Below are 26,114 nucleotides of genomic sequence, written 5' to 3'. Positions count from 1 at the left end.
ACCCGCGAAAAGCGCGGCAGCACGTGCTCGTACCGCATCGGCGGACACGGCGTGCGTCTCGGCAGCCAGGCGCGCCCCGAGCCGTACCCGACGCGGTCGCTCGCGACGACGATGCCGGGCAGCCCCACGCGGGGAAGGGGAATCGCGCGGAGAGACGACCTCGTCCGACGCGGCGCCGACGCCCGAGCCGCGAGGGCGGCCACCGAGAGCGAGCGACGAACCAGAACCAGAACCAGCAGCTACAGAGAGTGATGAATTCGTCATGCCACAAGACGCTAGCCCCGTCGAGCAGATCCCGCCGATCACCCCCAACTTCAGTGGATAACCCGCGAGTTGTGGATAACCCCGCCCCTCGAAGGAGTGACCACCAACAGCGAAGAGTGACGCCGAGCCCCGCCGAACCTCACATCGGCGGCGAGACGACAACCCCCAGCAACCCGGGCCCGGTATGTGCCCCGATCACCGCTCCCACCTCGCTCACATGCAGTTCGCGGAGGCCGGGTACCCGTTCGCGGAGCCGGTCGGCGAGGGCGTTCGCGCGCTCGGCGGCGGCGAGATGGTGCACGGCGATGTCGGCCTCGCCCTCGCCCGCCCGTTCCACGGCGATCTCCTCCAGGCGGGCGATGGCCCGGGAGGCGGTGCGGACCTTTTCGAGGGGTTCGATGCGGCCGTCGGTGAGCTGGAGGAGGGGCTTGACGGCGAGTGCCGAGCCGAGCAGGGCCTGGGCGGTGCCGATCCGGCCGCCGCGTCGCAGGTAGTCGAGGGTGTCGACGTAGAAGTAGGCGGAGGTCGCCGAGGCGCGTTTCTCCGCGGCGGCGACCGCGTCGTCCGCGTCCCCGCCGGCCGCCACCGTCTCGGCCGCCGCGAGGGCGCAGAAGCCGAGAGCCATCGCGACCGTCCCGGTGTCCACGACGCGTACCGGGACGGGGGCGTCCTTGGCGGCGAGCGCCGCCGCGTCGTAGGTGCCGGACAGTTCGGAGGAGAGGTGAAGCGAGACGATGGAGCTCGCGCCCGCGGCGGCGACCGCGCGGTAGGTGTCGGCGAAGGTGCCGGGGCCGGGGCGTGAGGTGGTCACGGGGCTGCGCTTGCGGAGGGCCTGGGCGACGGATCTCGCGGAGATCTCGGTGCCCTCTTCCAGGGCCTGGTCCCCCAGGACGACGGTCAGCGGTACGGCCGTGATGTGGTGGCGCTCCTGTGCCACCCGCGGCAGGTAGGCCGTGGAATCGGTGACGATGGCGACATGGCGGGACATGAGTGGGAGATTATCCGGGGAACGTCACGCCCGTCAGCGCGGTCCCGTGCGGCCCCTTCCTCTTCGGCCACGGGCCCCGCCTCGCCTCGCACGCGCCCCCGCGGAACGGGGCCGTCAGTTCATGTGTTCCGCACGCGCCGCCTTCTGCCACGGATAGGTGGGCCGCCCCTGCGGATTTCCGGCGGTTATCGCCGACGCCTCCGCGCTCCCGGACGGCCTCGCGGCACCCGCCCCGGCGGCCGCCGGCGCCGTCCCCGGCGTCCCGCCTTCCATGGGTTCCCGCGTCCAGTGCCGCAGCGCTCCGGCCTCCATGTCGATCTCGTCACCCAGCGCCGCGAGATCGTCGTCGGCGAACTTCCGCGCCCGGTCGCGCGCCGCCCAGCGCAGCGACTCCGCGGAGTGGGTGATGCGCTCCGTGCGTTCCCGCAGCTCCGGCAGGCGGGCCGCGATGGTGGCGCGGTCGGGCTCGCGTTCCAGCCGCTTGAGTTCGTCGTCCAGCTCATGGCCATGGACGCTGAGCCGTTCGAAGAGGCTGAGCGATTCACGGAGCGAGGCGTCCTGGGCGCTGTCGGTGTGCAGGACGTCCTGGGTGGCGCGCATCGAGGTGCGCAGGGAGAGTCGCAGCTGTGCCAGCTCGCCCGCCACCCCGGGCTGGGTGAACTGCCGGGCCCTCAGACCGGTGTCCTCGACGGTCCTGCGGGCCTGGGCGACGGTGCGGTCCACACCGCGCTTGGCGGCCTGTACGGCCTTGACCGTGAGATACACCCCGGCCACGACGAAGAGGACGAAGAGCACCCCGAGGACGGCGATCACGGCTTCCATGCGCTCCCCCAGAGAGATCGGCGGCGCCGGTTCCCGCACCCGCGCCCTGCTTCTTCCACCGTAAACGGAAGGGGCAGGCCGGTGGTTCCCCTGGAACCCCCAACCTGCCCGTAGGGGAAAGCCCCCATACCGCGCCGGACGGACGCGCGAAACGACCGTCCGGCCCCGTCGGCAGGGCCGTGACCTGCGTCATCACCTCACCGGTCCGGCCCTGCCCCGCGGTGCCCGCCGTGTCCGGTCGTGTGCCGGAGGGCGGGTACCGCGGGTCACCCGGGCGGCGGCGTCCGTGCCGTCCGCCGCCCGGGTCCGGCGTCAGGCCGGGACGATGTTGACCAGCTTCGGCTCCCGGACGATCACCTTGCGGATGTCCGCGCCGCCCAGCGCCGCGATCACCGCGGGCTCGGCCAGCGCGGCCGCCTCCAGGTCCGCGCCGGAGATCGACGGCGCGACCTCCAGGCGGGCCCTGACCTTGCCCTTGATCTGGACGACGCAGGTCACGGTCTCGTCCACCACGTAGGCGGGGTCGGCGACCGGGAAGTCGGCGTGCACGACCGAGGTGGTGTGGCCCAGCTTGCGCCACAGTTCCTCGGCGATGTGCGGCGCCAGCGGAGCGATCAGCAGCACCAGCTTCTCGGCGACCGGGCGCGGAAGGGCGCCGCCCGCCTTGGTCAGGTGGTTGTTCAGCTCGGTCACCTTGGCGATGGCGGTGTTGAAGCGCAGGTTCGCCATGTCCTGGGTGACGCCGTCGATGGTCTTGTGCAGGACGCGCAGGGTGGCCTCGTCCGGCTCGGTGTCGGCGACGGTGACCTCGCCGGTCGCCTCGTCGACGATGTTGCGCCACAGCCGCTGGAGCAGGCGGTACTGGCCGACGACGGCCCGGGTGTCCCAGGGGCGGGACACGTCCAGGGGGCCCATCGCCATCTCGTACAGGCGGAGGGTGTCCGCGCCGTACTCGGCGCAGATCTCGTCCGGGGTGACGGCGTTCTTGAGGGACTTGCCCATCTTGCCCAGGACGCGGCTGACCTTCTCGTCCTGGTAGTAGTACGTGCCGTCGCGCTCCTCGACCTCGGCGGCCGGGACGGCGATGCCGCGGCGGTCGCGGTAGACGAACGCCTGGATCATGCCCTGGTTGTACAGCTTGTGGAACGGCTCGCGGGACGAGACGTGCCCCAGGTCGTGGAGCACCTTGCTCCAGAAGCGGGCGTACAGCAGGTGCAGCACGGCGTGCTCGGCGCCGCCGACGTACAGGTCGACGCCGCCTGCGGGCTGCCCCTCGCGCGGCCCCATCCAGTACTGCTCGACGGCGGGGTCGACCATCGCCTCGGTGTTGTGCGGGTCCAGGTAGCGCATCTCGTACCAGCACGAGCCGGCCCAGTTGGGCATGGTGTTGGTCTCGCGGCGATAGCGCCGGACACCCGCGCCGTCGCCGAGGTCCAGCTCCACGTTGACCCAGTCCTCATTGCGGGACAGCGGGGTCTCGGGCCGGGTGTCGGCGTCGTCGGGGTCGAAGGTGCGCGGGGCGTAGTCCTCGACCTCGGGCAGCTCCAGCGGGAGCATCGAGGCGGGCAGGCCGTGGGCGATGCCGTCCTCGTCGTAGACGATCGGGAAGGGCTCGCCCCAGTAGCGCTGGCGGCTGAACAGCCAGTCGCGCAGCCGGTAGTTGACGGTGCCCTCGCCGATGCCCTGCTCGGTCAGCCAGTCGGTCATCCGCGCCTTGGCGTCCGTCACGCCCAGGCCGTCCAGGGTGAGGGTGCCGGCGGACGAGTTGACGAGCGTGGCCTCGTGGGAGTCGAAGGCGTCGTCCCAGGTCGCCGGGTCGGTGCCGCGGCCGTCGGACGGCTGCACGACGCAGCGCATCGGCAGGTCGAAGGCGCGGGCGAAGGCGAAGTCGCGGCTGTCGTGGGCGGGCACGGCCATGATCGCGCCGGTGCCGTAGCCCATCAGGACGTAGTCGGCGATGAAGACGGGGACCTGCTCGCCGCTGACCGGGTTGGTGGCGTACGCGCCGGTGAAGACGCCGGTCTTGTCCTTGGCCTCGGCCTGCCGCTCGACGTCGGACTTGGCGGCGGCCTGCTTGCGGTAGGCGGCGACGGCCTCGCCCGGGGTCGCGTGGCCGCCGGTCCACGCGTCGTGGGTGCCCTCGGGCCAGGCGGCGGGGACGATGCCGTCGGCGCCCGAGACCAGCTCGTGCTCGGGGGCCAGCACCATGTACGTCGCGCCGAACAGGGTGTCCTGGCGGGTGGTGAAGACGGTGATCTTGTGGTCGCCGACCGGGAAGTCGACGCGGGCGCCCTCGGAGCGGCCGATCCAGTTGCGCTGCTGGAGCTTGATCGCCTCGGGCCAGTCCAGGTCGTCCAGGTCGTCCAGCAGGCGGTCCGCGTAGGCGGTGATGCGCATGTTCCACTGGCGCAGCTTGGACTTGAAGACCGGGTAGTTGCCGCGCTCGGAGCGGCCCTCGGCAGTGACCTCCTCGTTCGCCAGGACGGTGCCGAGGCCGGGGCACCAGTTGACGGGCGCGTCGGAGGCGTACGCCAGGCGGTACTCGCCCAGGACGTCGGCCCGCTCGGTGGCGGTCAGCTCACCCCAGGGGCGGCCGTCGGGGGTCTGCCGGGTGCCGGTCTCGAACTGGGCGACCAGGGTGTCGATGGGCCGGGCGGCGCCGGCCTCCGGGTCGTACCAGGAGTTGAAGATCTGGAGGAAGATCCACTGGGTCCACTTGTAGTAGCCGGGGTCGATCGTCTCGACGGAGCGGCGCTGGTCGTGGCCCAGGCCCAGGCGGCGCAGCTGGCGCCGCATGTTGACGATATTGGCCTCGGTGGAGACGCGGGGGTGGGTGCCGGTCTGGACGGCGTACTGCTCGGCGGGCAGGCCGAAGGCGTCGAAGCCCAGGGTGTGCAGCACATTGTGGCCCGTCATGCGCAGGTGGCGGGCGTAGACGTCGGTGGCGATGAAGCCGAGCGGGTGGCCGACGTGCAGTCCCGCGCCCGACGGGTACGGGAACATGTCCATGATGAACTTCTTGGGGCGGGCCGCCGCCTCCCCGTCCCCGGCGAGGTCACCGGTCGGGTTGGGGGCCTCGTAGGTGCCCTCCTTCTCCCAGAAGTCCTGCCAGCGTGCCTCGATGTCGGCGGCCAACGCGGCCGTATAGCGGTGCGGCGCTGCCACCTCGGCAGCGGTGGTCGTCTCGCTCATCGTCCTCAAAGCTCCATCGATGGTCTCTGCCCGCGGCTGCGAACCCGTTGTCCGCGGAAACAAAAATGCCCCTCGCACAGGAGGGGACGCCGCGCCGATGCCGACCCTGGTCGGCCACCTCGGATGGCCCGGTCGGTACTGGTCAGCGCGGCCCGCTAAGCAGAAGGCGTACGGCACGCATGGCGCCAGGGTACCGCAGGGCGTACGGGGCCCGCGCCGTGGATTCCACGACGAGGGCCCCGGTCCGTCCCGGGCCGCCCCGTACGCGCCGTCCCCGGGGGCACCGGAGGGGCGGCACGGGCGGCCCGGCGTGGCGTGTGTCAGGGGCGGTACGAGCTGACGTAGCCGTCGGCGGGGGTGCCCACGCCGGTGACGTCGTCGTAGCCGACGACCGCGTGCAGGGAGGTGTCCTTGCCCAGGGTGCGCAGCGTGGTCTTCGTCCCCTCGCTGGCGTCGACGCCGTTCACGTAGTCGACGCGGACGACCGCGAGGCCGCGGCCGGCGCCCAGCGGGTGGTCGGTGACGTCGTGGAGGGCGGGGGTGCCGTAGCGCTGGTAGAGGGCGGGGTTCGCGAAGCCGATGGGGACGCCGTGCCGGGCCTGCTGGGCCAGCGCCTGGACGCCGGCGATCACCGGCGCGGCGAGCGAGGTGCCGCCGGTGCGGTACTCGTCGTAGGCGAGGGAGCCGTCGGGCCGGGTCTGGGTCTGGCCGACGAGGAAGCCGGTGTTGGGGTCGGCGACGGCCGCGATGTCCGGGACGGTGCGCATCGGGGCCCTGCCGCCGGCCTTGGAGAGGCGGTCAGGGACGATGCCGCGCTGGTAGAAGGGCTGGGCGACGGTCTTGCTGGTGCCGCCGCCGGCGCCGCTGCCGAAGGTGCCGGGGAAACCGGTCCAGCTGGTGCCGTCGGCCGAGAGCGGCGCGTTCAGGGTGCCCCAGCCGGTCTCCCACTGGTACGTGTCGTGCTTGCCGACGGCGAGGGAGGTGCCGCCGACCGCGGTCACCCACGCGGAGTTCGCGGGGGTGCCGACCTGCTTGGTGCCGCTGTTGGCGGCCTCGTCGCCGTCGTCCCCGGAGGAGAAGTAGAAGCCGATGCCCTGGACGGCGCCCTGCTGGAAGATCTGGTCGTAGGCGGCGGCCACGTCGGGCGTCTCGTTGGCCTCGATGTCGCCCCAGGAGTTGGAGACGATGTCGGCGAGATGGCCGTCGACGATCTTGCCGAGGGAGTCGATCAGGTCGTCGTCGTAGCAGGAGGACGCGCCGACGTAGACGAGGTCGGCGTCCGGGGCGACGGCGTGCGCGGCCTCGACGTCGAGGGTCTCCTCGCCGTACCAGCCGGCCGCACCGCACTCCTCCAGGTGCGTGTAGCCGTCGGGCAGCACCTGCGAGAGCTGGCCGGCGCGGTAGCGCTTGTCGCCGTTGCGGGAGGCGTAGCGCCGGGCGTCCTGGGCGATGGTCGGGGAGGCGTAGGCGTCGGTGATCGCGATGGTGACGCCCTTGCCGGTCCACTTCTTCGCCCCGTAGGCGGCGCGCAGTTGCTTGCCGGTGTAGCCCTTGATCGCGTAGGGCGCCTTGGTCCCGTAGGCGGAGGGCAGCCGCTTGTCGGTCCGGGAGCCGTAGTACGTGGAGAACGGGCCGGCGTTGCGGAAGACCTGGGAGGGCGGCGGGAGCTCGGTGGTGTGGTGCTTGGCGTACCGCGGCGCGTTGTCCAGGCCGGTGACCGTCAGCACCGCGCCGGCCAGGCGGGCGGGCGCGGAGGCGGTGGTCGAGGGGGCGTGGTAAGTGCGGCCGTTCCTGCGGTAATTGTGCAGGTCGGTGGCGAAGGCGCGCTCGGCGGCGGACGCGTGGCCGCGGACCGTCAGATAGCGGTCGGTGGTCGCGGTGACCTTCAGACCGGACGTGGTGAGCCACTCGGTCACCTTGGCTATCTGCTCGCGCGTGGCGCCGTAGCGGGCCTTGACCTGGGCGGCGCTCAGGTACTTTCCGTACGCGGCGGAGTGCGGGTCGGACACGGCCCTCGCGTGATCGGCCAGCCCCTTGGCGTCGCGGCCGGCCAGGTAGACGCGGGCGGTGACGCCGGTGGACCCGGCGGTGGCTCCCTGGTCGGCGCTGCTGGTGGCCCAGGCCGGCTTGGTGCCCCGCAGCGCGTGGCGCCCTCCGTCGTGCCCGGCGGCGTCCGCGGCGGGTGCGCCGAACGCGAGCGCGCCGGCGACCAGGGGCAGCGTCGCCACCCAGGCCAGACCGGCGCGTGTGCGCGGTGTTCCGGTACGCCTTGCTCTCATGTGACCCCCTGCTGTGGCGATGCGGTGGCGCGAGGCGGCGGGGTGCGCCGATCCGGGTGCGGGCCGCCTCGCGGGCGCTGAATGAGTGGGATGTCGCACTCATGCGCTGCGCCACTCTTTCGGTGATCTGCTCATGTCAGGGGCATGCGATCACCAAGAAAAGACCAAGGAGGTCCATGAATGGGTCAGGAATGGCCCTCGGAATGCTCCGCAACCTGTCGCGTACGACGCGCTCCTGAGGTCACATCAGGACAGAACCGGAACAACGCCGCTGACGCGACCTATCACCGCCGCGTACACACCAGAGAGGCCGCCCTGATCGGACGGCCTCTCTGTATCCTGTGGAGCTAAGGAGAATTGAACTCCTGACCTCCTGCATGCCATGCAGGCGCTCTACCAACTGAGCTATAGCCCCTTGCGGTGTTTCGCTCCGGTTTCCCTCGGCGACATCGACTACATTACACGGCCCTCCCCGCCTTCTGCCAAATCGCTCCCCGGACCCCCTCCGCGTGACGCGCGGTACTGTCGGCACGCCATGCCCGATTCGTCCCTGGGGAGCCGTACGCCGTGACCGCCGAACAGTCGACCGAACCCGGCGGCCGCCGGCCCGGCCGGGGACTCCTCGGCCGGCGGCCGGTGCTCTGCGCGGCGGTGGCGTGCCTGCTGTCCTTCGCGGCCTTCTGGACCGCGCAGCGGCTCGCCCGCGTGACGATGATCGACCTGATGGTCTACCGCGCGGAGGGCTGGACCGCGCGCAACGGCGCCAGCCTCTACGACATGGTGGCGACCTCGGCCCATCTGCCCAACACCTACCCGCCCTTCGCTTCCCTGCTGTTCACGCCGCTGACGCTGGTCGACGTGCCGACGATGCGCACCCTGGCCACCGCCGGGAACCTCCTGCTGCTGACGGCCGTCGTCCACCTCTCCCTGCGCCTGGTCGGCAGGCCCCGGCGCGTCCCGGCGCCCGCGGCGACGCTCGCCCTGTCCGCGCTGCTGGTGTGGTGCGAGCCGGTGTGGACCACCCTGCGCTACGGGCAGATAAACCTGCTGCTCGCCGTACTCGTCCTCACGGACCTCACCCGCCGCAGGGACAGCCGCTGGGCCGGCGTCGGCATCGGGATCGCGGCCGGGATCAAGCTCACCCCCGCGCTGTTCGCCGTCGTCCTGGCCCTGGCCGGGCTGGTGGCCGCGGGACGGGCGCTGCGGGCGGGCGGCGGGCCGCGCGCCGCCTGGAACCCGTGGCTGCGGCAGGCCGTGACCGCCACCGGCACCTTCCTGGGCACCGTCGTGCTCTCCGCCCTCGTCCTGCCCCGGGACTCGCACCGCTTCTGGACCGAGATCGTCTTCGCCGCCGACCGGGTCGGCGAGGTGGAGATCACCGCGAACCAGTCGCTGCGCGGCGCCCTCGCCCGGCTGCTGCACACCCATGACCCCGGCGCCGCCTGGGCCGTCGTGGCGGGCCTGACCGCCCTGGCCGGGCTGACGCTCGCCGTACGGGCGCTGCTGCGCGGCGACCGCGCCTGGTCGGCCGTCACCGCCGCCGTGACCGCCCTGCTGGTCAGCCCGGTCTCCTGGTCGCACCACTGGGTGTGGTGCGTCCCGGTGCTGGTCCTGCTGGGCCATGAGGCGCTGCGGCGCACCGGGGACGCGGCCCGCCGCTGGTGGCTGCTGACCGGGGCCACGGGCCTGCTGTTCGCCAGCTTCGCGCTGTGGTGGGTGCCGCACCGCTGGCACCGGCACGAGGAACTGCGCCAGAACGCCGTCCAACTGCTGCTGTCCGACGTCTATCCGCTCATCGGCCTGACACTCCTGGCGCTGGCCGCGGTACGTCTGCGCGGGACCGGGAAGCGGCGCCCGCCCCTGGCCCGTACGGCGGACGAGGACGACGCGACGGAGGTCCGGGCGGCCCGCTGAGCCGCGGGCCCGTGCGGCCGGGCCGTGGCGGCCGGACCGCAGCGGTCAGGCCGTGGCGAAGGAGTAGAAACGCTTCAGCGTGCAGTGCTCGTCGAGCAGCCGCCCGTAGATCGGCTCCCCGTCGAGCTCGCGGTAGGTCTCGATGGGGTCGCCCTTGATGACCAGGGCGCGGGCGCATTCCTCGCACCAGTACTGGTAGTCGGTGTTGAGCGGTTCCATGTCGCGGACGATCGGCGTGCCGCTGGTGCACCAGTCGCACTTCCTGCTGTGGGCGCCCATCGCTCAGCCCCCGTTCCGGAACGGCCGGCCGCCGGGCATCCACGGGGCGGGAAGCGCACCCCACAAGGGCCACCGCGCCGCGGTACGCCCGTCGCGCGGGTCCCCCAGGATGCTCGTGGGCATCGCGTCCTCTCCTCCCCTGCCGGCGCCGTCCGATTCTGCCATGGACCGCCGGGGCCGAACCATCTGTGACCAGCCGTTTCAGGAAGAGTGTCCCGGAAAGCGAAGTGCCGGACGGGGCTTCGGCCTGAAAGGCCGTCACACGGGGCCGGGCTCTCGGCGGCAGACCGGGGAGCGGGCGCGTCGCGGACCTCCTCGCACGGGTCCGCACACAGCAATGATCCCGCCGTCTCGCTCACCAGTGCCGGGCACTGGGACCGCGAGAGGCGGGATCATCCGGGTTGTGGAGCTAAGGAGAATTGAACTCCTGACCTCCTGCATGCCATGCAGGCGCTCTACCAACTGAGCTATAGCCCCGGGTCTTGTTCCGCTCCTCCGGGGTTTTCCCCGGCGGCGCCGCGAACAAGAAGAACTTTAGCCTGCGACCAGCCCGAATGTGAAATCCGGTCCCCCGGCCCCCCTCTCGTGGGGGCTCAGGTGTCGTCGCCGAGCACCGGCTCCGGCAGGGTGCCGGCGTTGTGCTCCAGCAGGCGCCAGCCGCGCGCGCCCTCGCCCAGGACGGACCAGCAGCAGTTCGACAGACCGCCCAGGCCCTCCCAGTGGTGGGCCTCCAGGCCGAGCAGCCGTCCGATGGTGGTGCGGATGGTGCCGCCGTGGCTGACGACGACGAGGGTGCCGCCGTCGGGCAGCTTGTCGGCGTGTGCGAGCACCACCGGGGCCGCCCGGTCGGCGACCTCGGTCTCCAGCTCCCCGCCGCCGCGGCGCACCGGCTCACCGCGCTTCCAGGCGGCGTACTCGTCGCCGTACCGGCCGACGATCTCGTCGTGCGTCAGGCCCTGCCAGGAGCCCGCGTACGTCTCGCGCAGGCCCGCGTCATGGGTGACGTCGAGGCGGGTGAGGACGGAGAGCTCCGCCGCCGTCGCCACCGCCCGCCGCAGGTCGGAGGCGATGATCGCGTCCGGTGCGAGGGCCGCGAGCAGCCGGGCGGCGCGGCGCGCCTGGGCGAGGCCCGTCTCCGTCAGGTCGATGTCCGTCGAGCCCTGGAAGCGGCGCTCCAGGTTCCAGGACGTCTGGCCGTGACGCCACAGGACGACGCGGCGGCCCCGGCCGCCCTTGGTGCCGTTCAGCGCAGCTCTCCGTCCTGCCCGGCGGCCGTGGCCGCGGCGTACTCGGCGGCCTTGCCCCTGGTCTTGCGCGCGTCCTCGGGCAGGTCTATCTCGGGGCAGTCCTTCCACAGGCGTTCGAGGGCGTAGAAGACGCGCTCCTCGCTGTGCTGGACGTGGACGACGATGTCGACGTAGTCGAGCAGCACCCAGCGGGCCTCGCGGTCGCCCTCGCGGCGCACCGGCTTGGCGCCGAGCTCCTTGTTGAGGCGCTCCTCGATCTCGTCGACGATCGACTTGACCTGCCGGTCGTTGGGGGCCGAGGCCAGCAGGAAGGCGTCGGTGATCGAGAGGACGTCGCTGACGTCGTAAGCGATGATGTCGTGGGCGAGCTTGTCGGCGGCCGCCTGGGCGGCGGCGTTGATGAGCTCGATGGAGCGGTCCGTGGCGGTCACAAGCGGCTTTCCGGTTCGGGGACACGCCGTCCGGCCTGGGCGCACTGCCCGCGGCGTGCCGCCTGCGGTGCGGCCGGATCGGCTTTTACACCCCTCAAGGGTCTCACGGACCACCGACACCCCCGGCGGGAATTCCGCCGTACCCGGGCCCGCCGCGGGGCCCGGGTACGGGCGTGTGCCGGTCAGCCCTTGTAGTCCTTGCCCAGCACCACGGTCAGATCGGCGTTCGAGACGCCCTGGCCCTGCCGGACCGCGCCCTCCGGGAGGTCCAGCGTCTTGGCGACCTCGACGGCCTTCGCCTTGGCGGCGGCGTTCGCGTAGGTCACCGAGGAGGTGGCCGTGGTCTCCGGGGAGGTGCCGGCGTTGACGACCGTGTAACCGCTGTTGACCAGCGCGGCCTGTGCCTTTCCTGCCGCGCTCGCGGTACCGGTCGCGTTGTGCACCGCGACCCGTGAGGTGGCACCCGGGGCGGTCTTCTTGACCGTGCCGCCGAGTACGTCCTCGACGACGGCGCTCGCCGCGGACCGGCTGAGCGTGCCGTCCGCCTGGACGGGCAGGACGGACGTCCCGTAGGAGCCGGCCTTCACCAGCTTCGCCCGCTGGGCGAGCGAGCTGCCCAGCTGGCCCTCGGTGAGCGGCGGGTCCAGCACCTGGAGCAGGGCCTTGACCGTGGCGGTGGCGCCACTGGGGTCGCTGGAGACCTTCCGCAGCGTGGCCTCCATCACCTGGCCGAACCGCCGCAGCTGCTTCTCCTCGTTCTCGTCGGGCCCGCGGTAGGTGGCGTAGCCGACGGCGGCCTGGCCGTTGAGGGTCCGGCCGCTGCCCTGCTTGACGAGCGGGGAGTCGCCCTGCTTGGCGCCCGGGACGGTGGCGTCGGCGTCGAGGGTGATCCCGCCGACGGTCTCGACGAGGTTCTCCAGGTAGGGGGTGTCCAGGCGCCAGCTGGCCTTGAGGTCGGCGCCGAGGAGGGTGTTGAGGGCGTCCCTGGTGGGCTCGGTGCCCTCGTCCTTGACGGACTTGCCGAGGGTGCTGGTGGTGCCGTCCTCCTTGGCGACGATGAGGTTGTTGGGCAGGAGGAGGGTGGTGCCCTTGTGGGTGGTCTCGTTGTCCACCAGGAGCGCGGTGGAGCTGTCGCCGGTCTTGGTGTTCCGCAGGTGGACGACGAGGACGTCACGTTTCTGCCCGCCGACCGCCTCGTCCGCCGCGTCGTCCGGGCCGCCCAGGGTGCCCGAGAACCAGAGCCAGCCGACGCCGCCCGCCACCAGGAGGGCCAGCACCACCGCGAGGACGACGACGCGGCTGCGGCCCCGGCGTTTGGCCTCCTCGCGCCGCTCGGTGCGGCTCTCGGTGAACTTCAGCCAGTCGATGACGTCCTCGGACTCCTCGTCCGGCTCCTCGACGAACGAGAACTGCTCGGTGCCGTGGCCGGGGTCCGCGGCGGAGGACGGGGAGGCGGACGAGGCGGAGGGGGACGCCGTGCCGGAGGGTCCCGTGGTGGTGTCCGGGGCGGTCGTGGCGTCCCGCTGCTCCTCGTAGGGCCGCTCCGGCTCCGTGTACGGCCCCTCCGGCTCCTCATAACGCCGTGACGGCTCCTCGTAAGGCCCTGGCGGCTGCCCGTAGGTCTCCTGCGGCGCGGCGTACGCCTCCGGTCCGCCCCCGTAGGCCACCTGCTGCCCGTAGCCGTCCCCGTAGGAAGGCTGCTCGTACGGGGGATGCGTCGCCTGCTGGGGGATCCACTCCTGCTGCTGGGTCCCGGGCGCGGGTTCCTGGTAGTACGGGCCGGGGTGGTCCTGCTGCCCGCCGGCGTGGTGGCCGTACGGGTCATAGCCCTGGCCCTGCTGTGCGGCGTAGGGGTCGTAGCCGGTCGCGACCTGCTGCCCGTAGGGGTCGTACTGCGTCTGGTGCTGCGGGTAGGGCTGCTGCGACGGATCGTGGTACACCGGCTGCCCGTAGGCGTCGTGGGTGTATCCGGGCTGCCCGTGCTGCCCGTACGGCTCCTGGGCGTAGGGGGACCCGTGAGGGTACGGGTCCTGCGGCCCGTGGGAATCCTGTCGGTCGCTCACCCGTGCCTCTTTCCGTCTGCCCCGTCAGCGGTCGTCGCGGTACAGCTGCTTCTTGTCGATGTAGCGGACCACGCCGTCGGGTACCAGATACCAGACGGGCTCGCCCTGGCTGACCCGTGCGCGGCAGTCGGTCGAGGAGATGGCGAGGGCCGGCACCTCGACGAGGGACACCGCGCCGTCCGGGAGTCCGGGGTCGGCGAGGACGTGGCCGGGGCGGGTCACGCCGATGAAGTGGGCGAGCGCGACCAGTTCCTCGGCGTCGTGCCAGGTGAGGATCTGGCCGAGCGCGTCGGCGCCGGTGATGAAGAACAGGTCCGCGTCGCGGTGGAGCGCCCGCAGGTCACGCAGCGTGTCGATGGTGTACGTCTTGCCGCCGCGGTCGATGTCGATACGGCTGACGGAGAACTGCGGGTTGGACGCGGTCGCGATGACCGTCATCAGATAGCGGTCCTCGGCGGGTGACACCCGTTTGTGGCTCTTCTGCCACGGTTGCCCCGTGGGCACGAAGACGACCTCGTCGAGGTGGAACTGGCTGGCCACCTCGCTGGCGGCGACCAGGTGTCCGTGATGGATCGGGTCGAACGTGCCGCCCATCACTCCGAGTCGCCGCTTCACGGGCCCTGTGTGCTCTCCCATGCGTGCAGACCCTACTGGGCGACGCGCGACGCCGGGGTTCCGGTACCGGCTCAGCGGTCCCGGTTGAAGCGGGTGGTGATCCAGAGCAGGAGCAGCAGGACGATCAGGGCACCGCCACCGGTGACCATCGGGTTGAGGCTCTCGTGGTTGCCCCCGTGCCCTGCTTCGGCGAGGGTGACCAGGGACTGTGCGGTGCTGTGCAGGATCATCGTCGGAGGACCAATCCGGGCTCGGGACGGGCAGAGACTTCCGCCACATCGTAAGCGGCCGCCGTGCGCGGGATCACGGCGACTCCTCCCGGACGTGCCGGACGGTCAGTCCTGACCGCCGTAGCCGCGCAGCAGGAACCACGCCAGGAAGACCGCGCCCACCACCCCGACGATGATCGTGGTCCGCAGGATCCAGCCGGGGCCGTCGTGGTTGGCGGCGGCGAGCAGCACGCTCTCGTTCAGCATGGTGCGCTCCCTCGAAGTGTGCAGGCGGTTCGGGTCCGTCGGCGCCAGCGTACGCCCGGGCATCCATTCCGCTGTCAGTGGCGTCCTCTAGTCTGAAAACACGCAGTCGAACAGGGGGAGGCCCCAATGACGGAGAGCCCGAACGACGGCGAGCGGGTGCCGAGCAGGGACCGCAAGCGGTTCCCCGGCATCTCCTCCCGCGCGTACGAACATCCGGCGGACCGCTCCGCGCTGGTGGCGCTGCGCAAGCTCAGCGGTTTCGACACGGTCTTCCGGACACTGAGCGGCCTGCTGCCGGAGCGCAGCATGCGGCTGCTGTTCCTGTCCGACTCCGTGCGGGTCAGCGACCGCCAGTTCGCGCACCTCAACGACATGCTGCGCGACGCCTGCTACATCCTGGACCTGGAGAAGGTCCCCCCGATGTACGTCAACCAGGACCCGCAGCCCAACGCCATGTGCATCGGCCTGGACGAGCCGATCATCGTGGTGACCACCGGCCTCGTCGAGCTGCTGGACGAGGAGGAGATGCGGGCGGTCATCGGCCACGAGGTCGGCCACGCGCTCTCCGGGCACTCCGTGTACCGCACGGTGCTGCTGTTCCTGACGAACCTCGCACTGAAGGTCGCCTGGATCCCGCTGGGCAATGTCGCGATCACCGCGATCGTCACGGCGCTGCGCGAGTGGTTCCGCAAGTCGGAGCTGTCGGCCGACCGGGCGGGTCTGCTGGTCGGGCAGGACCTCCAGGCGTCCATGCGCGGTCTGATGAAGCTGGCCGGCGGCAACCACCTGCACGAGATGAACGTCGACGCGTTCCTGGAGCAGGCCGAGCAGTACGAGTCGGGCGGTGACCTGCGCGACTCGGTGCTGAAGATCCTCAATGTGCTGCCGCGCAGCCACCCCTTCACCACGGTGCGCGCCGCCGAGCTGAAGAAGTGGGCGGAGAGCCGCGACCACCAGCGGATCATGGACGGCCACTACCCGCGGCGCGACGAGGACAAGGACACCTCGGTCACCGACTCCTTCCGCGAGTCCGCCGCGCACTACACCGAGTCGGTGCGCACCAGCAAGGACCCGCTGATGGGCCTGGTGCGCGACATCGCGGGCGGCGCCGGCGACCTCGGCGGCAAGCTGCGCGACACGGTCTTCCGCCGTCCCGGCGGCCCTAACGGATCGGGTGAGCAGGGGTCGGCCGGGAAGTAGGCGACAGCACTCCGCAGGCCGACGGGTTCGCCCGCTGGTGGGCATAGGGATCGGTGCCCACCGGGCGGGTGTTCCCGGCCTGCTGCCCGGCGAGCAGCGGGATGAGGGTGTCGCCGCGCCCCGCCCCGCAGGCCATCGGCCCGGCCTGGGTGCTGCTCTGGACGACCACCAGCCGGTGGTCGTTGAGGTCGCCGCGGTCCACGCGGAACCGCAGCTCGCGCCGGACGGTGAACAGCGAGGCGGCGCCCGGCGTGGGCCGCCCGGTGCCCTGCCCGGCCCGCTGCCCGGCCTCCGGGCCCGCCCGTACGGCGTACACGAAGGTGTAGTCGGCGGTGATCTGGAGGGTGTCGGGGCCGGTCTCCGTGGCGGCGAGGGTGCCGTTCACCCGTACCCCGCGGTCGGCGAGCACGGTGCGGTGGGGGTCGAAGCGGACCAGCCAGCCGGTGACGGCGTGCCCGCCGTCGTCCACGGGGTGCGCGAGGCTGCGGTCGAACTGGTCGAGCTGACCGGTGTCCACCAGCTGCCGCACGGGCCGTACGGACCCGCCGGTGAGGGTGGCGGGGTCCACCGAGGACCGTACGAGATAGTCCTTCGCGAGGGTCAGCGCGTCGACGATCTGGCTGTCGGAGAAGTGCTCGGTGCGCTGGACGGCGGGCAGATTGACGCCCGCGGCACCGACTTGGAAGTGCGCCGCGGGACTGTGTGCGAAGAGATCGGCGGGGGTCGCGCCGGGCACCCGTCCCGTCGGGGCGAGCGGGACGACGGAGGACCGCAGCGGCTCGGCCCGCTCGGGCACGGCCGCCTTGTACGGGTGGCGTATGCCCATGTAGATCGCGGTGCCGAAGGCCAGCACGATCAGCAGGACCAGCAGCAGGGCCTGCCGGGAGCCGCCCAGCCGCATCCAGGCGTGCCGGGGCCGGACGGCCGGGGTGTGGTGCTCGCCCAGCCGCTCGTCGGCGGAGAATTCCTGGAGCCGCGCAGCGCGTACGAACGACTCGTCGAAGACAACGGATCGGTATTCGTCCTCACCGCCACCGGGGGCGCCGTCCGGCGTCCCCTCGGGCGGATCTCCACGCCCGGTCATATCACCAGGGTAGGTCGCGAAGGCGTCCGCCAAACGCCCTGAGCACGGCGGTTTCGGCCGCCGTGCGGGCGCCCGGTGGCGTCAGTGCGCCGGGGGCAGCGCGGACACGGCGGGCCGCGCGCCGGGCGCGGACGGCAGGGGCGCGGCGGTCCGCTCCCGTGCGTGGACGCCCGCCGTGCCGTCCGTGCCACTGGAAGCGGGCGGCGGTGCGGGCGTCTGGGGCCGGCCGGCGGCGCCCCGGTAGACGGCGGCGAAGGCCAGCGCGACCAGGCCGATCCCCATGAGGACGGCGAGGACCCAGGCCACCGGGCGGTGCCAGCGGGTGCTGCCGCGGTAGGGGCGCAGCGCCCCGCCGTAGAGGCCGTACGGGCCGAAGGAGTCGCCGTACCCGTCGTCGGGGCCGTGCGCTCCCGACAGGCCCCTGCCGTCGGGGGCGGGGCCCGTGGGGCCGGTGGTGTCGGCCTCGGCGCGGGCGCGTGCCTCGGCGGCCGCCAGCATCCGCTCGACGGCGGACGGCTCGTGGATCAGCGCGCCGCGGACGAAGGACTCGTCGAACACCACGGAGGCGAATTCCTCGTCCGCCGCTCCGTGGCTCCCGTGGTCGTGCTCGTCGGGCTGTTCGCCGTCCGGGAACGGCGTGCCCCCCACCTTGTCCGGCACGCGTCCAGACTAGCCGGGGGGCGTCGTTCTGTGCAGGGAGCGGGGGGATTCCCGCGGCCGGTCAGCGGGTGTGGCCGTCGCCGGTGACGATGTACTTCGTCGAGGTCAGTTCGGGCAGGCCCATGGGGCCGCGGGCGTGCAGCTTCTGGGTGGAGATCCCGATCTCGGCGCCGAAGCCGAACTGGCCGCCGTCGGTGAAGCGGGTGGAGGCGTTGACGGCGACGGTGGTGCTGTCCACCAACCGGGTGAAGCGGCGGGCGGCGGCCTGCGAGGTGGTGACGATGGCCTCGGTGTGGCCGGAGGACCAGCGGCGGATGTGCGCGACGGCGGCGTCCAGGTCGGGCACCACGGCGGCGGCGATGTCGTACGACAGGTACTCCGTCGCCCAGTCCTCGTCGGTGGCGGGCGCGACCAGGCCGGGGCCCGCCTGCTGCCAGGCCGCGTCCCCGTGGACCACCACACCGGCCTGGGTGAGCGCCTCCAGGGCGCGCGGCAGGAACCGGTCGGCGATGCCGGCGTGCACCAGCACCGTCTCGGCGGCGTTGCAGACGCTGGGACGCTGGGCCTTGGAGTTGACGAGGATGTCCACGGCCATGTCGAGGTCGGCGGCCTCGTCGACGTAGACATGGCAGTTGCCGGTGCCGGTCTCGATCACCGGGACGGTGGACTCCTCGACGACCGTGCGGATCAGCGAGGCGCCGCCGCGCGGGATCAGTACGTCCACCAGGCCGCGGGCGCGCATCAGCTCGCGGACCGATGCGCGGCTCTCGCCGGGCACCAGCTGGACGGCGTCGGCGGGCAGCCCGGCGCCCTCGACGGCCCGGCGCAGGACGTCGACCAGGGCACTGTTGGAGGCGTACGCGGAGGAGGAGCCGCGCAGCAGCACGGCGTTGCCGGACTTGAGGCAGAGCGCGGCGGCGTCCACGGTCACATTGGGCCGGGCCTCGTAGATGATGCCGATCACGCCGAGGGGGACGCGGACCTGGCGCAGGTCGAGGCCGTTGGGCAGGGTCGAGCCGCGGACGACCTCGCCGACCGGGTCGGGCAGCGCCACCACATGGCGGACGTCGGCGGCGATGGCGGCGATCCGCTCGGGGGTGAGGGTGAGCCGGTCGACGACGGATTCGGGGGTGCCCGCGGCCCGCGCCTTGGCGGTGTCCTCGGCGTTGGCCGCGAGGATCGTGTCCGTGTGCGCGACCAGGGCGTCGGCGATGGCGAGCAGCGCGCCGTCACGGGCCGTGCGCGGCAGCGGGGCGAGGACGGCGGCCGCCTCCTGCGCGCGGCGGGCGGTCTCGACGACGGGCGAGGGGGACGAAGCGCTGCTGGTCATGACGGCAGCCTAGCCCGACGGCCGGCGGGCCCCGGGCGGTGGTTCACAGTGCGGACGGGCGGGGCCCCGGCCGGCGGGCGGCGGCGTCAGTACGGGTGGACCCCCACCGGTGTCGCGGGCGGCGGGCCGTAGCCCTCGGCGAGGCGCTGGTGGTACGTCTCGCGGTCGATGACCTCCAGGCCGACGATCTCCCAGGGCGGGAGGTTGGCCGAGGCGCGGTGCTCGCCCCACAGGCGCAGGGCGACCGCGGCGGCGTCGTGCAGGTCCCGTGCCTCCTCCCAGTAGCGGATCTCGGCGTGATCGTCGGCGTAGCGGCTGGTCAGCAGGAACGGGTGGTCGTGGGCGAGCTGTTCGAGCGCGCGCCGGACGTCCGCGAGGGGGGCCTCGGCCCCGGAGAGGCTGAGGGTGATGTGCCACAGCCGGGACGGTTCGTGTGGCGCGGCGGGGGCCGGCTGCCGGTCCGTGCCGGGGCACGGCGGCCGGTCGCCGTCCCCGGGACCGGGGGCCTCCCGGCCCGGCCCGACGCTGGTCAGTGCGCGCTCCGCCGTTCCTCGGGGCGATGCCCCTGGGCGCCCTCGTCTCACCGGCGGCCTCCTGTGATGCGCATCGCGTCGCGGTCGCGGGGCGGCGCGATGGTCCGGTCGTTCTTCGGCGTGCGGCGCCCTTGCGGCACCTCCCCAAAGTTGACCAGTCCGCGGGCCGTCGCGGGGGCGTTTTGCCGAAGGTCTCACGGAAGAGGGGCGCGCGGGGCCGCCGCCGGGGCGCAGGTACGGACCTGGGCCCCGGCCGCCGGGGCGTGCGCCGTGCGCTTCGGGGACCGCGCGGGATCAGCGGTCCAGCAGCACCAGATCGTCGCGGTGGACGATCTCGCGCTCGTACTCCGGTCCGAGTTCGCGGGCGAGTTCGCGGGTGGAGCGGCCGATCAGCCGGGGGATCTCGCGGGCGTCGAAGTTGACGACGCCGCGGGCGACGGCGTGCCCGCTGCCGTCCCGCAGCTCCACCGGGTCCCCCGCCGAGAACTCCCCCTCGACCGAGGCGATGCCGGCCGGGAGCAGCGAGGAGTGCCGTTCGGTGACGGCCCGCACCGCGCCGTCGTCCAGCACGAGCGCCCCGCGCGGCGCGGAGGCGTGGGCGAGCCACAGCAGCCGGTCGGCGGAGCGCCGGCCGGTGGGCAGGAAGTGGGTGCCGGTGAGGCCGCCGGCGAGCGCGTCGGCGGCCCGCGCGGCGGAGGTGAGGACGACGGGGACGCCGGCCGCCGCGGCGATCCGGGCGGCCTCGACCTTGGTGACCATGCCGCCGGTGCCCACGCCCGAGCGTCCGGCGCTGCCGATGGAGATGCCCTCCAGGTCCTCGGGGCCGCGGACGAGCGCTATCCGGGAGGTGCCGGGGGTGGCGGGGTCGCCGTCGTAGAGGCCGTCCACGTCGGAGAGGAGGACCAGCAGGTCGGCGCGGACGAGATGGGCGACGAGCGCGGCCAGCCGGTCGTTGTCGCCGAAGCGGATCTCGTCGGTGGCGACGGTGTCGTTCTCGTTGACGATCGGTACGACGCCCATGGCCAGGAGCTGGTCGAGGGTGCGGCAGGCGTTGCGGTAGTTGACGCGGCGGCTGGTGTCGTTGCCGGTCAGCAGGACCTGGCCGACGCGGCGCCCGTAGCGCGCGAAGGACGCGGTGTACCGGGCGACGAGGAGGCCCTGGCCGACGCTGGCCGCGGCCTGCTGCCGGGCGAGGTCGCGGGGGCGGCTGCCGAGTCCCAGGGGCGCGAGGCCGGCCGCGATGGAGCCGGAGGAGACCAGCACGATCTCCTTGTCCGCCTTGTGCTGGTGCGTGGCGAGTACGTCCACCAGGGCGTCGACGCGGTCCGCGTCCAGCCCTCCGGAGGCCGTGGTCAGCGAGGAGGAGCCGACCTTCACCACGATCCTGCGGGCGTCCCTCACGTCCGCTCTTGCGCCTGCCACCTTTACCCCTGTGCTCGCCGGTGTGTCCGCCGTACGGACCGGTCCGTACGGTCCTACGGCCGCAATCTACGGCAGCGGGGGCCTGTGGCGCGCACGGGTATCGCGTGACGGACGGTGCGGGAGGCCACGGACCGGGGAGTTCCCGGCGCGGAAGGCGAAGAGTGTGCGATTTTCCATAAGACGGTGTTCATGCGACTTGGGTTGCGTGCGATTGGTCCGTATTCACGGTGATGAGAGCCACAGCGGATTGTCACCAGGGCCGCCATGGTCATACGGTCGGGAGTCGATCGGTCCCGTTCGGTCGCTCCGGCGGCGTCGCAGCGCGGGACCCGGCCGCCCCCTCGGCCTCCCCCTCCCTTTCGTTGCTGCCAGGAGCCCTCCCCCGTGCTTTCTGCCGGAACCGCCCCACGCCGAGCCGTGCAACTCGCGGCGCTTGCCGCGCTGCTGCTGGCGTTCGCCGCCCAGCTCGTCGGCGCGTTGCTGCCCGTCATCCCGCTGTTCATCGTCGCGTCCCTGGCCAATCTCGGCCTCGACCTCGTCCTCCAGCACCGGCAGCCCGGTCTGCTGTCCGTGCTGGGCCGGGTACGCTTCGACGTGACGGTGCGTCAGCTGCTGCGTGACATGCTGATACTGGTCGGCCTGCTGCACATCGACGGCATCAACCCGCTCGTCGAGCAGGCCCCGCTGACCATCATTCTGCTGTTCTTCTACAGCACGCACTTCGCGTGCCAGGCCGTCGCCGTCCTCGTCCGCAGGAAGCGGTCGCTGCCGTTCGTCACCCGCAACATCGACGCCTCCGCGCTCGGTCTGTGCGACGCCCCGCCCCGGCTGCTCTCCCGTCAGACGGGCCGGCGGCTGCTGCGTTTCTCGGTGCCCTCCACCGTCGGCATGATGGTCACCGCGCTCACCGCGGACGCCCTGTGGGCCGGTATCGGGATGGCCGCCTCCCTCCTCCTGTCCGTCGGCGGCACCGTCCACCTGGGCACCTGGCTGCTGCCCCGCAAGCGGGTGCCCGGTGAGCAGGAGGCCCTCGCGTGGCTGGACGGCTGGCTCGCGGAGTACCGGCCGACGCTCGGCATGTACTTCTCCGGCGGCGCCACCTCCGCGTACCAGGCCAACATGTGGCTGGGCACGCTCGCCGGCCTGGACGGCAGGCCCCTCATCGTGCTCCGCGAGCGCTTCATGGTGCAGAAGATCGACGCGACGGACATCCCGATCCTCTGCATCCCCAAGGTCGCCCATCTGATGCGCCTGGAACACAGCACCCTCAAGATGCTGCTGCACCCCGCGAACTCCGGGAAGACCTCCCAGATCCTGCGCATCCCCTCCCTCAAGCACGCCTTCATCAACCACGGCGAGAGCGACAAGCTGTCGTCCTGCAACCCGTACGCGAAGGCGTACGACGAGGTGTGGGTGGCGGGCCCGGCCGCCCGCGACCGCTACCAGCTCGCCGACATCGGCGTCGACGACAAGGACGTCGTCGAGGTCGGCCGCCCCCAGCTCGCCCCGATCCAGCCGTACGCGGGGCCGCCCTCCGGCCGTCCGACGACCGTGCTCTACGCCCCGACCTGGGAGGGCTGGGACGGCAACCCGGGCAACACCTCCGTGGTCCTCGCCGGAGAGAACATCGTCCGGGCGCTGCTCGCCGACCCGGACGTCCGCGTGCTGTACAAGCCGCACCCGATGACCGGCTCCGTCGACCCGGCGGCCGGCGCGGCCGACGCCCGCATCCGGGCGATGATCACCGAGGCCAACGGGCGGCGCGGCGACACCTGCCCGGCCCCCGGCGCCGCCGCCGAGCTGGAACGGCGCGCCGCGGAACTGGACCGCCTCACCACCACCTCCTTCCGCGCGAGCGCGGACGAGCTGGAGCGGATGCGGTTGCAGGGCGCCCCGGCCGAGGGCCGCGCCGCCGCCGTGGACGCCGCGCTGGCCGCCTGGGAGGAGGCGTACTGGGCGGCCGCCCCGGAGGGCGAGCACCGCGTCGTCACCACCGCGCGCCCCGGTGTCTTCTCCTGCTTCAACCAGGCCGACGTGCTGATCAGCGATGTCTCCAGCGTCGTCTCCGACTACCTCACCAGCGAGAAGCCGTACGCGGTCGCCAACACCTCCGGGATGAGCGAGGCGGAGTTCCGCGACGCCTTCCCGACGGTACGGGCGGCGACCGTCCTCACCCCTGACGCCGACGGCGTGGCGGAGCTGCTCGCCGCGGTCCGCGACCCCGCGCGCGACACCCTCGCCGCCGCACGCACGCAGCTCAAGGAGCATCTGCTGGGCCCCTCCGACCCGCCGTCCTCGGTCCGCTTCAACGAGGCGGCCCAGGCGCTGTGCGCCGAGGCGGACGCCCGCCGCGCCCGGATGGAGCGCCGGCTGGCCGGCATCCCCGGGCAGCGGTCGCAGGCGGACGCGGACGCCCGGGAGGCGGGACGGGCGCCGGGCGGAGCGCCCGGCACGGCGACGACCGTGTGAGCCACGGCACGGGGAAGGGCCGGGGAGGAACGTTTTCCTCCCCGGCCCTTCCCGTCGGGCGACGCCGTGCGGCGGAGCCTAGAACGGGCGGAAGCCCTCGTACTCCTGGTCAGCCTCGTCCCGGATCGCCTCGCGCTCGCGGCGGCGCTGGACGGCCGGACGCAGCTGGTCCATGCGGTGGTCCTCGCCGCGGCGGCCGAGCATCTCCGCGCCGGCCGCCATGGTGGGCTCCCAGTCGAAGACCACGGCGTTGTCGTCGGAGCCGATCGCGACGCCGTCGCCGGCCCGCGCGCCCGCCTTGAGCAGCGCGTCCTCGACGCCGAGGCGGTTGAGCCGGTCGGCGAGGTAGCCGACGGCCTCGTCGTTGTTGAAGTCGGTCTGGCGCACCCAGCGCTCGGGCTTGTCGCCGCGGACCCGGAAGAAGTTCTCGCCCTCCTCCGTGACCGTGAAGCCCGCCTCGTCCACCGCCTTGGGACGGATGACGATGCGGGTGGCCTCCTGGACCGGCTTGGCGGCGCGTGCCTCGGCGACGATGCCGGCGAGCGCGTAGGACAGCTCCTTGAGGCCCTGGTGCGCGACGGCGGAGACCTCGAAGACGCGGTAGCCGCGCGCCTCCAGGTCGGGCCGGATCATGTCGGCGAGGTCCTTGCCGTCCGGGATGTCGACCTTGTTCAGGACGACCACGCGGGGCCGGTCCTCCAGGCCGCCGTACTCGGCCAGCTCGGCCTCGATGACGTCGAGGTCGGAGACCGGGTCGCGGTGGGACTCCAGCGTCGCGGTGTCCAGGACGTGGACGAGCACCTCGCAGCGCTCGACGTGCCGCAGGAACTCCAGGCCCAGGCCCTTGCCCTTGCTGGCGCCGGGGATCAGACCCGGGACGTCGGCGATGGTGTAGACGGTCGAGCCGGCCGTGACCACGCCGAGGTTGGGGACCAGCGTGGTGAAGGGGTAGTCCGCGATCTTCGGCTTGGCCGCCGACAGCACCGAGATCAGCGACGACTTGCCGGCGCTCGGGTAGCCGACCAGCGCCACGTCCGCGACGGTCTTCAGCTCCAGGACGATGTCGCGGGCCTCGCCGGGCTCGCCCAGGAGGGCGAAGCCGGGGGCCTTGCGGCGGGCGGAGGCCAGCGCGGCGTTGCCGAGGCCGCCGCGGCCGCCCTGCCCGGCGACGAAGGTGGTGCCCTGGCCCACCATGTCGGCCAGCACCTCGCCGTCGCGGTCAAGGACGACGGTGCCGTCCGGGACGGGCAGGACGAGGTCCTTGCCGTTCTTGCCCTCGCGGTTGTCGCCCGCGCCCGGCTGGCCGTTGGTGGCCTTGCGGTGGGGGTGGTGGTGGTAGTCCAGGAGGGTGGTGACGTCCTGGTCGACGACGAGGATCACATCGCCGCCCCGGCCGCCGTTGCCGCCGTCGGGCCCGCCGAGCGGCTTGAACTTCTCCCGGAGGACGGAGGCGCAGCCGTGGCCTCCGTTACCCGCGGCGACGTGCAGTTCGACGCGGTCCACGAAGGTGGTCATGGGTGTGCCTCCAGAAAGCTGTACGACGAGGTACTACGTGGGGTACGGGCCTCGGTGGCCGCGTACGGGGATGTCTCTTCGGTAACACGCGAAGGGCGGACCCGCTTCCCGTGAAGGAAGAAGGTCCGCCCCTGCGAAGAACCGTTCTCCGGCTGCCCGAAAGGTCAGGCGACCGGAACGATGTTCACGACCTTGCGGCCGCGGAAGGTGCCGAACTGCACCGCGCCGGCCTCCAGGGCGAACAGGGTGTCGTCGCCGCCGCGGCCGACGCCCGTGCCCGGGTGGAAGTGGGTGCCGCGCTGGCGGACCAGGATCTCACCGGCGTTGACGGTCTGACCGCCGAAGCGCTTCACACCGAGCCGCTGAGCGTTGGAATCGCGACCGTTCCGAGTGGACGATGCGCCCTTCTTGTGTGCCATGTCTCCTCAGTCCCTTACTTCGCCGGAGCGTCGATGCCGGTGATCTTCAGCGCCGTGTGGAGCTGGCGGTGGCCGATCCGCTTCTTGTAACCGGTCTTGTTCTTGTACTTCTGGATCCGGATCTTGTCGCCCTTGTGGTGGTCGACGACCTCGGCCTGCACCTTGACCCCGGCCAGGACCCACGGGTCGCTGGTGACCGAGTCACCGTCGACGACCAGCAGCGTGGAGAGTTCGACGGTGTCGCCGACCTTGCTGGTGGAAATGCGGTCAACCTCGATGACGTCGCCGACAGCAACCTTCTGCTGGCGGCCGCCGGTGCGCACGATCGCGTACACGCGGAACTCTCTTTCTCTGGAAACGGATCCTCCGATGCCAGCCGCCCACACGGGCCGTGAGGCGGTCCGTGGAATCCCGGGGGACGAGCGGCCTCCCTCGGCGTACCGAGAGGTGTGTGCTCAGGAGGTTCGGCGTCATCACAGACACCGACGGTCAAGGTTACGGGGCCTTGACCGGAGGGTCAAACCGACCGAAAAGCGGGGCCGTGCCCCGGACCTGCGGCGGTCCGGGGCACGGCCGGTGCTCAGTCCTCCGCGGGGGCGGGCGCGGCGGCCGCGGTCTTCTTGGCCGCCGCCTTCTTCGCCGTCGTCTTCTTCGCGGTGGTCTTCTTGGCCACGGTCTTCTTGGCGGTGGTCTTCTTCGCCGCCGTCTTCTTGGCCGTGGCCGTCTTGGCCGCCGTCTTCTTCGCGGCGGTCTTCTTCGCCGTCGTCTTCTTGGCGGCGGTCTTCTTGGCCGTGGTCTTCTTCGCGGCCGCCTTCTTCACCGTCTTCTTGGCGGGTGCCGCCGCCTCCTCGGGCGCCTGCTCCGCCTCGGGGGCGGCCTCGGTGCTCTCGGGGGCGGTGACCTCCTCGGACG

23 protein-coding genes and 2 tRNA genes are annotated in these 26,114 nt (G+C 72.4%); 3 read left to right on the top strand and 22 right to left on the bottom strand.

Annotated elements, in window-relative coordinates:
* Positions 1 to 403 precede the first annotated feature (403 nt).
* The 5 genes from AC51EU_RS01470 to AC51EU_RS01450 all read right to left on the bottom strand — a co-directional run bounded on the left by AC51EU_RS01470 (position 404) and on the right by AC51EU_RS01450 (position 7,960).
* On the bottom strand, positions 404 to 1,252 hold the full coding sequence (locus tag AC51EU_RS01470; protein ID WP_496264736.1) for a DegV family protein: 849 nt from the start codon (positions 1,250 to 1,252) through the stop codon (positions 404 to 406).
* Positions 1,253 to 1,366: 114 nt separating this feature from the next.
* Entirely contained in the window at positions 1,367 to 2,074 is a 708-nt protein-coding gene (locus tag AC51EU_RS01465) for a hypothetical protein (protein ID WP_496264735.1), read from the bottom strand.
* Positions 2,075 to 2,386: 312 nt separating this feature from the next.
* The gene (gene leuS, locus AC51EU_RS01460) at positions 2,387 to 5,266 is read right to left on the bottom strand and encodes a leucine--tRNA ligase (protein ID WP_496264734.1); all 2,880 of its coding nucleotides are present in this window, start codon (positions 5,264 to 5,266) and stop codon (positions 2,387 to 2,389) included.
* 320 nt (positions 5,267 to 5,586) lie between these two features.
* Positions 5,587 to 7,545: a S53 family peptidase gene (locus AC51EU_RS01455; protein ID WP_496264733.1), complete on the bottom strand. Its 1,959-nt coding sequence runs from the start codon at positions 7,543 to 7,545 to the stop codon at positions 5,587 to 5,589.
* Positions 7,546 to 7,887: 342 nt separating this feature from the next.
* A tRNA-Ala gene (locus AC51EU_RS01450) sits at positions 7,888 to 7,960 on the bottom strand.
* 152 nt (positions 7,961 to 8,112) lie between these two features.
* On the opposite strand from AC51EU_RS01450, the gene AC51EU_RS01445 reads away from it, so the two are divergent.
* A complete protein-coding gene (locus AC51EU_RS01445) occupies positions 8,113 to 9,459 on the top strand; it encodes a glycosyltransferase 87 family protein (RefSeq protein ID WP_496264732.1) in 1,347 nt (448 codons plus the stop codon).
* Between the two features lie 45 nt (positions 9,460 to 9,504).
* Here the strand turns inward: AC51EU_RS01445 and AC51EU_RS01440 are convergent, their stop codons facing one another.
* The 8 genes from AC51EU_RS01440 to AC51EU_RS01405 all read right to left on the bottom strand — a co-directional run bounded on the left by AC51EU_RS01440 (position 9,505) and on the right by AC51EU_RS01405 (position 14,570).
* Positions 9,505 to 9,738, bottom strand: coding sequence for a hypothetical protein (locus AC51EU_RS01440; protein WP_496264731.1), 234 nt, complete (start codon positions 9,736 to 9,738; stop codon positions 9,505 to 9,507).
* Positions 9,739 to 10,142: 404 nt separating this feature from the next.
* Positions 10,143 to 10,215, bottom strand: a tRNA-Ala gene (locus AC51EU_RS01435).
* A 116-nt stretch (positions 10,216 to 10,331) separates the two neighbouring features.
* Positions 10,332 to 10,985 (bottom strand): histidine phosphatase family protein, encoded by a 654-nt coding sequence (locus AC51EU_RS01430; protein WP_496264767.1) that lies wholly within the window; start codon positions 10,983 to 10,985, stop codon positions 10,332 to 10,334.
* Positions 10,982 to 11,416 (bottom strand): ribosome silencing factor, encoded by a 435-nt coding sequence (gene rsfS / locus AC51EU_RS01425; RefSeq protein WP_496264730.1) that lies wholly within the window; start codon positions 11,414 to 11,416, stop codon positions 10,982 to 10,984. The genes AC51EU_RS01430 and rsfS overlap by 4 nt, the downstream gene beginning before the upstream one ends.
* A 182-nt stretch (positions 11,417 to 11,598) precedes the next feature.
* Complete coding sequence (locus AC51EU_RS01420; protein ID WP_496264729.1) at positions 11,599 to 13,479, bottom strand: LCP family protein; 1,881 nt, start codon at positions 13,477 to 13,479, stop codon at positions 11,599 to 11,601.
* Between the two features lie 24 nt (positions 13,480 to 13,503).
* The gene (gene nadD / locus AC51EU_RS01415; protein ID WP_496264728.1) at positions 13,504 to 14,115 is read right to left on the bottom strand and encodes a nicotinate-nucleotide adenylyltransferase; all 612 of its coding nucleotides are present in this window, start codon (positions 14,113 to 14,115) and stop codon (positions 13,504 to 13,506) included.
* 50 nt (positions 14,116 to 14,165) lie between these two features.
* Entirely contained in the window at positions 14,166 to 14,324 is a 159-nt protein-coding gene (locus tag AC51EU_RS01410) for a hypothetical protein (protein WP_496264727.1), read from the bottom strand.
* A gap of 105 nt (positions 14,325 to 14,429) precedes the next feature.
* On the bottom strand, positions 14,430 to 14,570 hold the full coding sequence (locus AC51EU_RS01405) for a hypothetical protein (RefSeq protein ID WP_496264726.1): 141 nt from the start codon (positions 14,568 to 14,570) through the stop codon (positions 14,430 to 14,432).
* A gap of 126 nt (positions 14,571 to 14,696) precedes the next feature.
* Between AC51EU_RS01405 and AC51EU_RS01400 the strand changes: the two genes are divergently transcribed.
* Positions 14,697 to 15,770, top strand: coding sequence for a M48 family metallopeptidase (locus tag AC51EU_RS01400; RefSeq protein WP_496264725.1), 1,074 nt, complete (start codon positions 14,697 to 14,699; stop codon positions 15,768 to 15,770).
* On the opposite strand, the gene AC51EU_RS01395 is transcribed toward AC51EU_RS01400, so the two are convergent.
* From AC51EU_RS01395 to proB, 5 genes are all read right to left on the bottom strand, one after another.
* Positions 15,733 to 16,854 carry an SCO2583 family membrane protein gene (locus tag AC51EU_RS01395; protein WP_496264724.1) on the bottom strand — a complete coding sequence of 374 codons (1,122 nt, stop codon included), beginning with the start codon at positions 16,852 to 16,854 and terminating at the stop codon, positions 15,733 to 15,735. The two genes, AC51EU_RS01400 and AC51EU_RS01395, sit on opposite strands and share 38 nt — an antisense overlap.
* An 81-nt stretch (positions 16,855 to 16,935) precedes the next feature.
* The gene (locus tag AC51EU_RS01390) at positions 16,936 to 17,514 is read right to left on the bottom strand and encodes an SCO2584 family spore wall biosynthesis protein (RefSeq protein ID WP_496264723.1); all 579 of its coding nucleotides are present in this window, start codon (positions 17,512 to 17,514) and stop codon (positions 16,936 to 16,938) included.
* 61 nt (positions 17,515 to 17,575) lie between these two features.
* On the bottom strand, positions 17,576 to 18,844 hold the full coding sequence (locus AC51EU_RS01385) for a glutamate-5-semialdehyde dehydrogenase (RefSeq protein ID WP_496264722.1): 1,269 nt from the start codon (positions 18,842 to 18,844) through the stop codon (positions 17,576 to 17,578).
* An 86-nt stretch (positions 18,845 to 18,930) separates the two neighbouring features.
* Entirely contained in the window at positions 18,931 to 19,428 is a 498-nt protein-coding gene (locus AC51EU_RS01380) for a DUF8830 family protein (protein WP_496264721.1), read from the bottom strand.
* A gap of 243 nt (positions 19,429 to 19,671) precedes the next feature.
* The gene (proB, locus tag AC51EU_RS01375) at positions 19,672 to 20,778 is read right to left on the bottom strand and encodes a glutamate 5-kinase (RefSeq protein ID WP_496264766.1); all 1,107 of its coding nucleotides are present in this window, start codon (positions 20,776 to 20,778) and stop codon (positions 19,672 to 19,674) included.
* A gap of 405 nt (positions 20,779 to 21,183) precedes the next feature.
* On the opposite strand from proB, the gene AC51EU_RS01370 reads away from it, so the two are divergent.
* Positions 21,184 to 23,268 carry a hypothetical protein gene (locus tag AC51EU_RS01370; protein WP_496264720.1) on the top strand — a complete coding sequence of 695 codons (2,085 nt, stop codon included), beginning with the start codon at positions 21,184 to 21,186 and terminating at the stop codon, positions 23,266 to 23,268.
* A gap of 78 nt (positions 23,269 to 23,346) precedes the next feature.
* On the opposite strand, the gene obgE is transcribed toward AC51EU_RS01370, so the two are convergent.
* From obgE to AC51EU_RS01350, 4 genes are all read right to left on the bottom strand, one after another.
* The gene (gene obgE / locus AC51EU_RS01365; RefSeq protein WP_496264719.1) at positions 23,347 to 24,783 is read right to left on the bottom strand and encodes a GTPase ObgE; all 1,437 of its coding nucleotides are present in this window, start codon (positions 24,781 to 24,783) and stop codon (positions 23,347 to 23,349) included.
* A 164-nt stretch (positions 24,784 to 24,947) separates the two neighbouring features.
* Positions 24,948 to 25,202, bottom strand: coding sequence for a 50S ribosomal protein L27 (rpmA, locus tag AC51EU_RS01360; RefSeq protein WP_496264718.1), 255 nt, complete (start codon positions 25,200 to 25,202; stop codon positions 24,948 to 24,950).
* Between the two features lie 14 nt (positions 25,203 to 25,216).
* Positions 25,217 to 25,537, bottom strand: coding sequence for a 50S ribosomal protein L21 (gene rplU, locus AC51EU_RS01355; RefSeq protein WP_490853581.1), 321 nt, complete (start codon positions 25,535 to 25,537; stop codon positions 25,217 to 25,219).
* A gap of 245 nt (positions 25,538 to 25,782) precedes the next feature.
* On the bottom strand, positions 25,783 to 26,114 hold a 332-nt coding region (locus AC51EU_RS01350), incomplete at its 5' end, for a histone H1-like repetitive region-containing protein (protein WP_496264717.1).

The sequence above is a fragment of the Candidatus Streptomyces philanthi genome (assembly GCF_059553635.1).
Note: the sequence above shows the minus strand (reverse complement) of the source record. Positions and strands in the feature narration are given on the sequence as shown.

Bases quoted from the DNA above. Each gene is read 5' to 3' on its own strand.
- AC51EU_RS01470 (WP_496264736.1), bottom strand. From the start codon at position 1,252: ATGTCCCGCCATGTCGCCATCGTCACCGATTCCACGGCCTACCTGCCG.
- AC51EU_RS01465 (WP_496264735.1), bottom strand. From the start codon at position 2,074: ATGGAAGCCGTGATCGCCGTCCTCGGGGTGCTCTTCGTCCTCTTCGTC.
- leuS (WP_496264734.1), bottom strand. From the start codon at position 5,266: ATGAGCGAGACGACCACCGCTGCCGAGGTGGCAGCGCCGCACCGCTAT.
- AC51EU_RS01455 (WP_496264733.1), bottom strand. From the start codon at position 7,545: ATGAGAGCAAGGCGTACCGGAACACCGCGCACACGCGCCGGTCTGGCC.
- AC51EU_RS01440 (WP_496264731.1), bottom strand. From the start codon at position 9,738: ATGGGCGCCCACAGCAGGAAGTGCGACTGGTGCACCAGCGGCACGCCG.
- nadD (WP_496264728.1), bottom strand. From the start codon at position 14,115: ATGGGAGAGCACACAGGGCCCGTGAAGCGGCGACTCGGAGTGATGGGC.
- AC51EU_RS01410 (WP_496264727.1), bottom strand. From the start codon at position 14,324: ATGATCCTGCACAGCACCGCACAGTCCCTGGTCACCCTCGCCGAAGCA.
- AC51EU_RS01405 (WP_496264726.1), bottom strand. From the start codon at position 14,570: ATGCTGAACGAGAGCGTGCTGCTCGCCGCCGCCAACCACGACGGCCCC.
- AC51EU_RS01400 (WP_496264725.1), top strand. From the start codon at position 14,697: ATGACGGAGAGCCCGAACGACGGCGAGCGGGTGCCGAGCAGGGACCGC.
- AC51EU_RS01395 (WP_496264724.1), bottom strand. From the start codon at position 16,854: ATGACCGGGCGTGGAGATCCGCCCGAGGGGACGCCGGACGGCGCCCCC.
- AC51EU_RS01385 (WP_496264722.1), bottom strand. From the start codon at position 18,844: ATGACCAGCAGCGCTTCGTCCCCCTCGCCCGTCGTCGAGACCGCCCGC.
- obgE (WP_496264719.1), bottom strand. From the start codon at position 24,783: ATGACCACCTTCGTGGACCGCGTCGAACTGCACGTCGCCGCGGGTAAC.
- rpmA (WP_496264718.1), bottom strand. From the start codon at position 25,202: ATGGCACACAAGAAGGGCGCATCGTCCACTCGGAACGGTCGCGATTCC.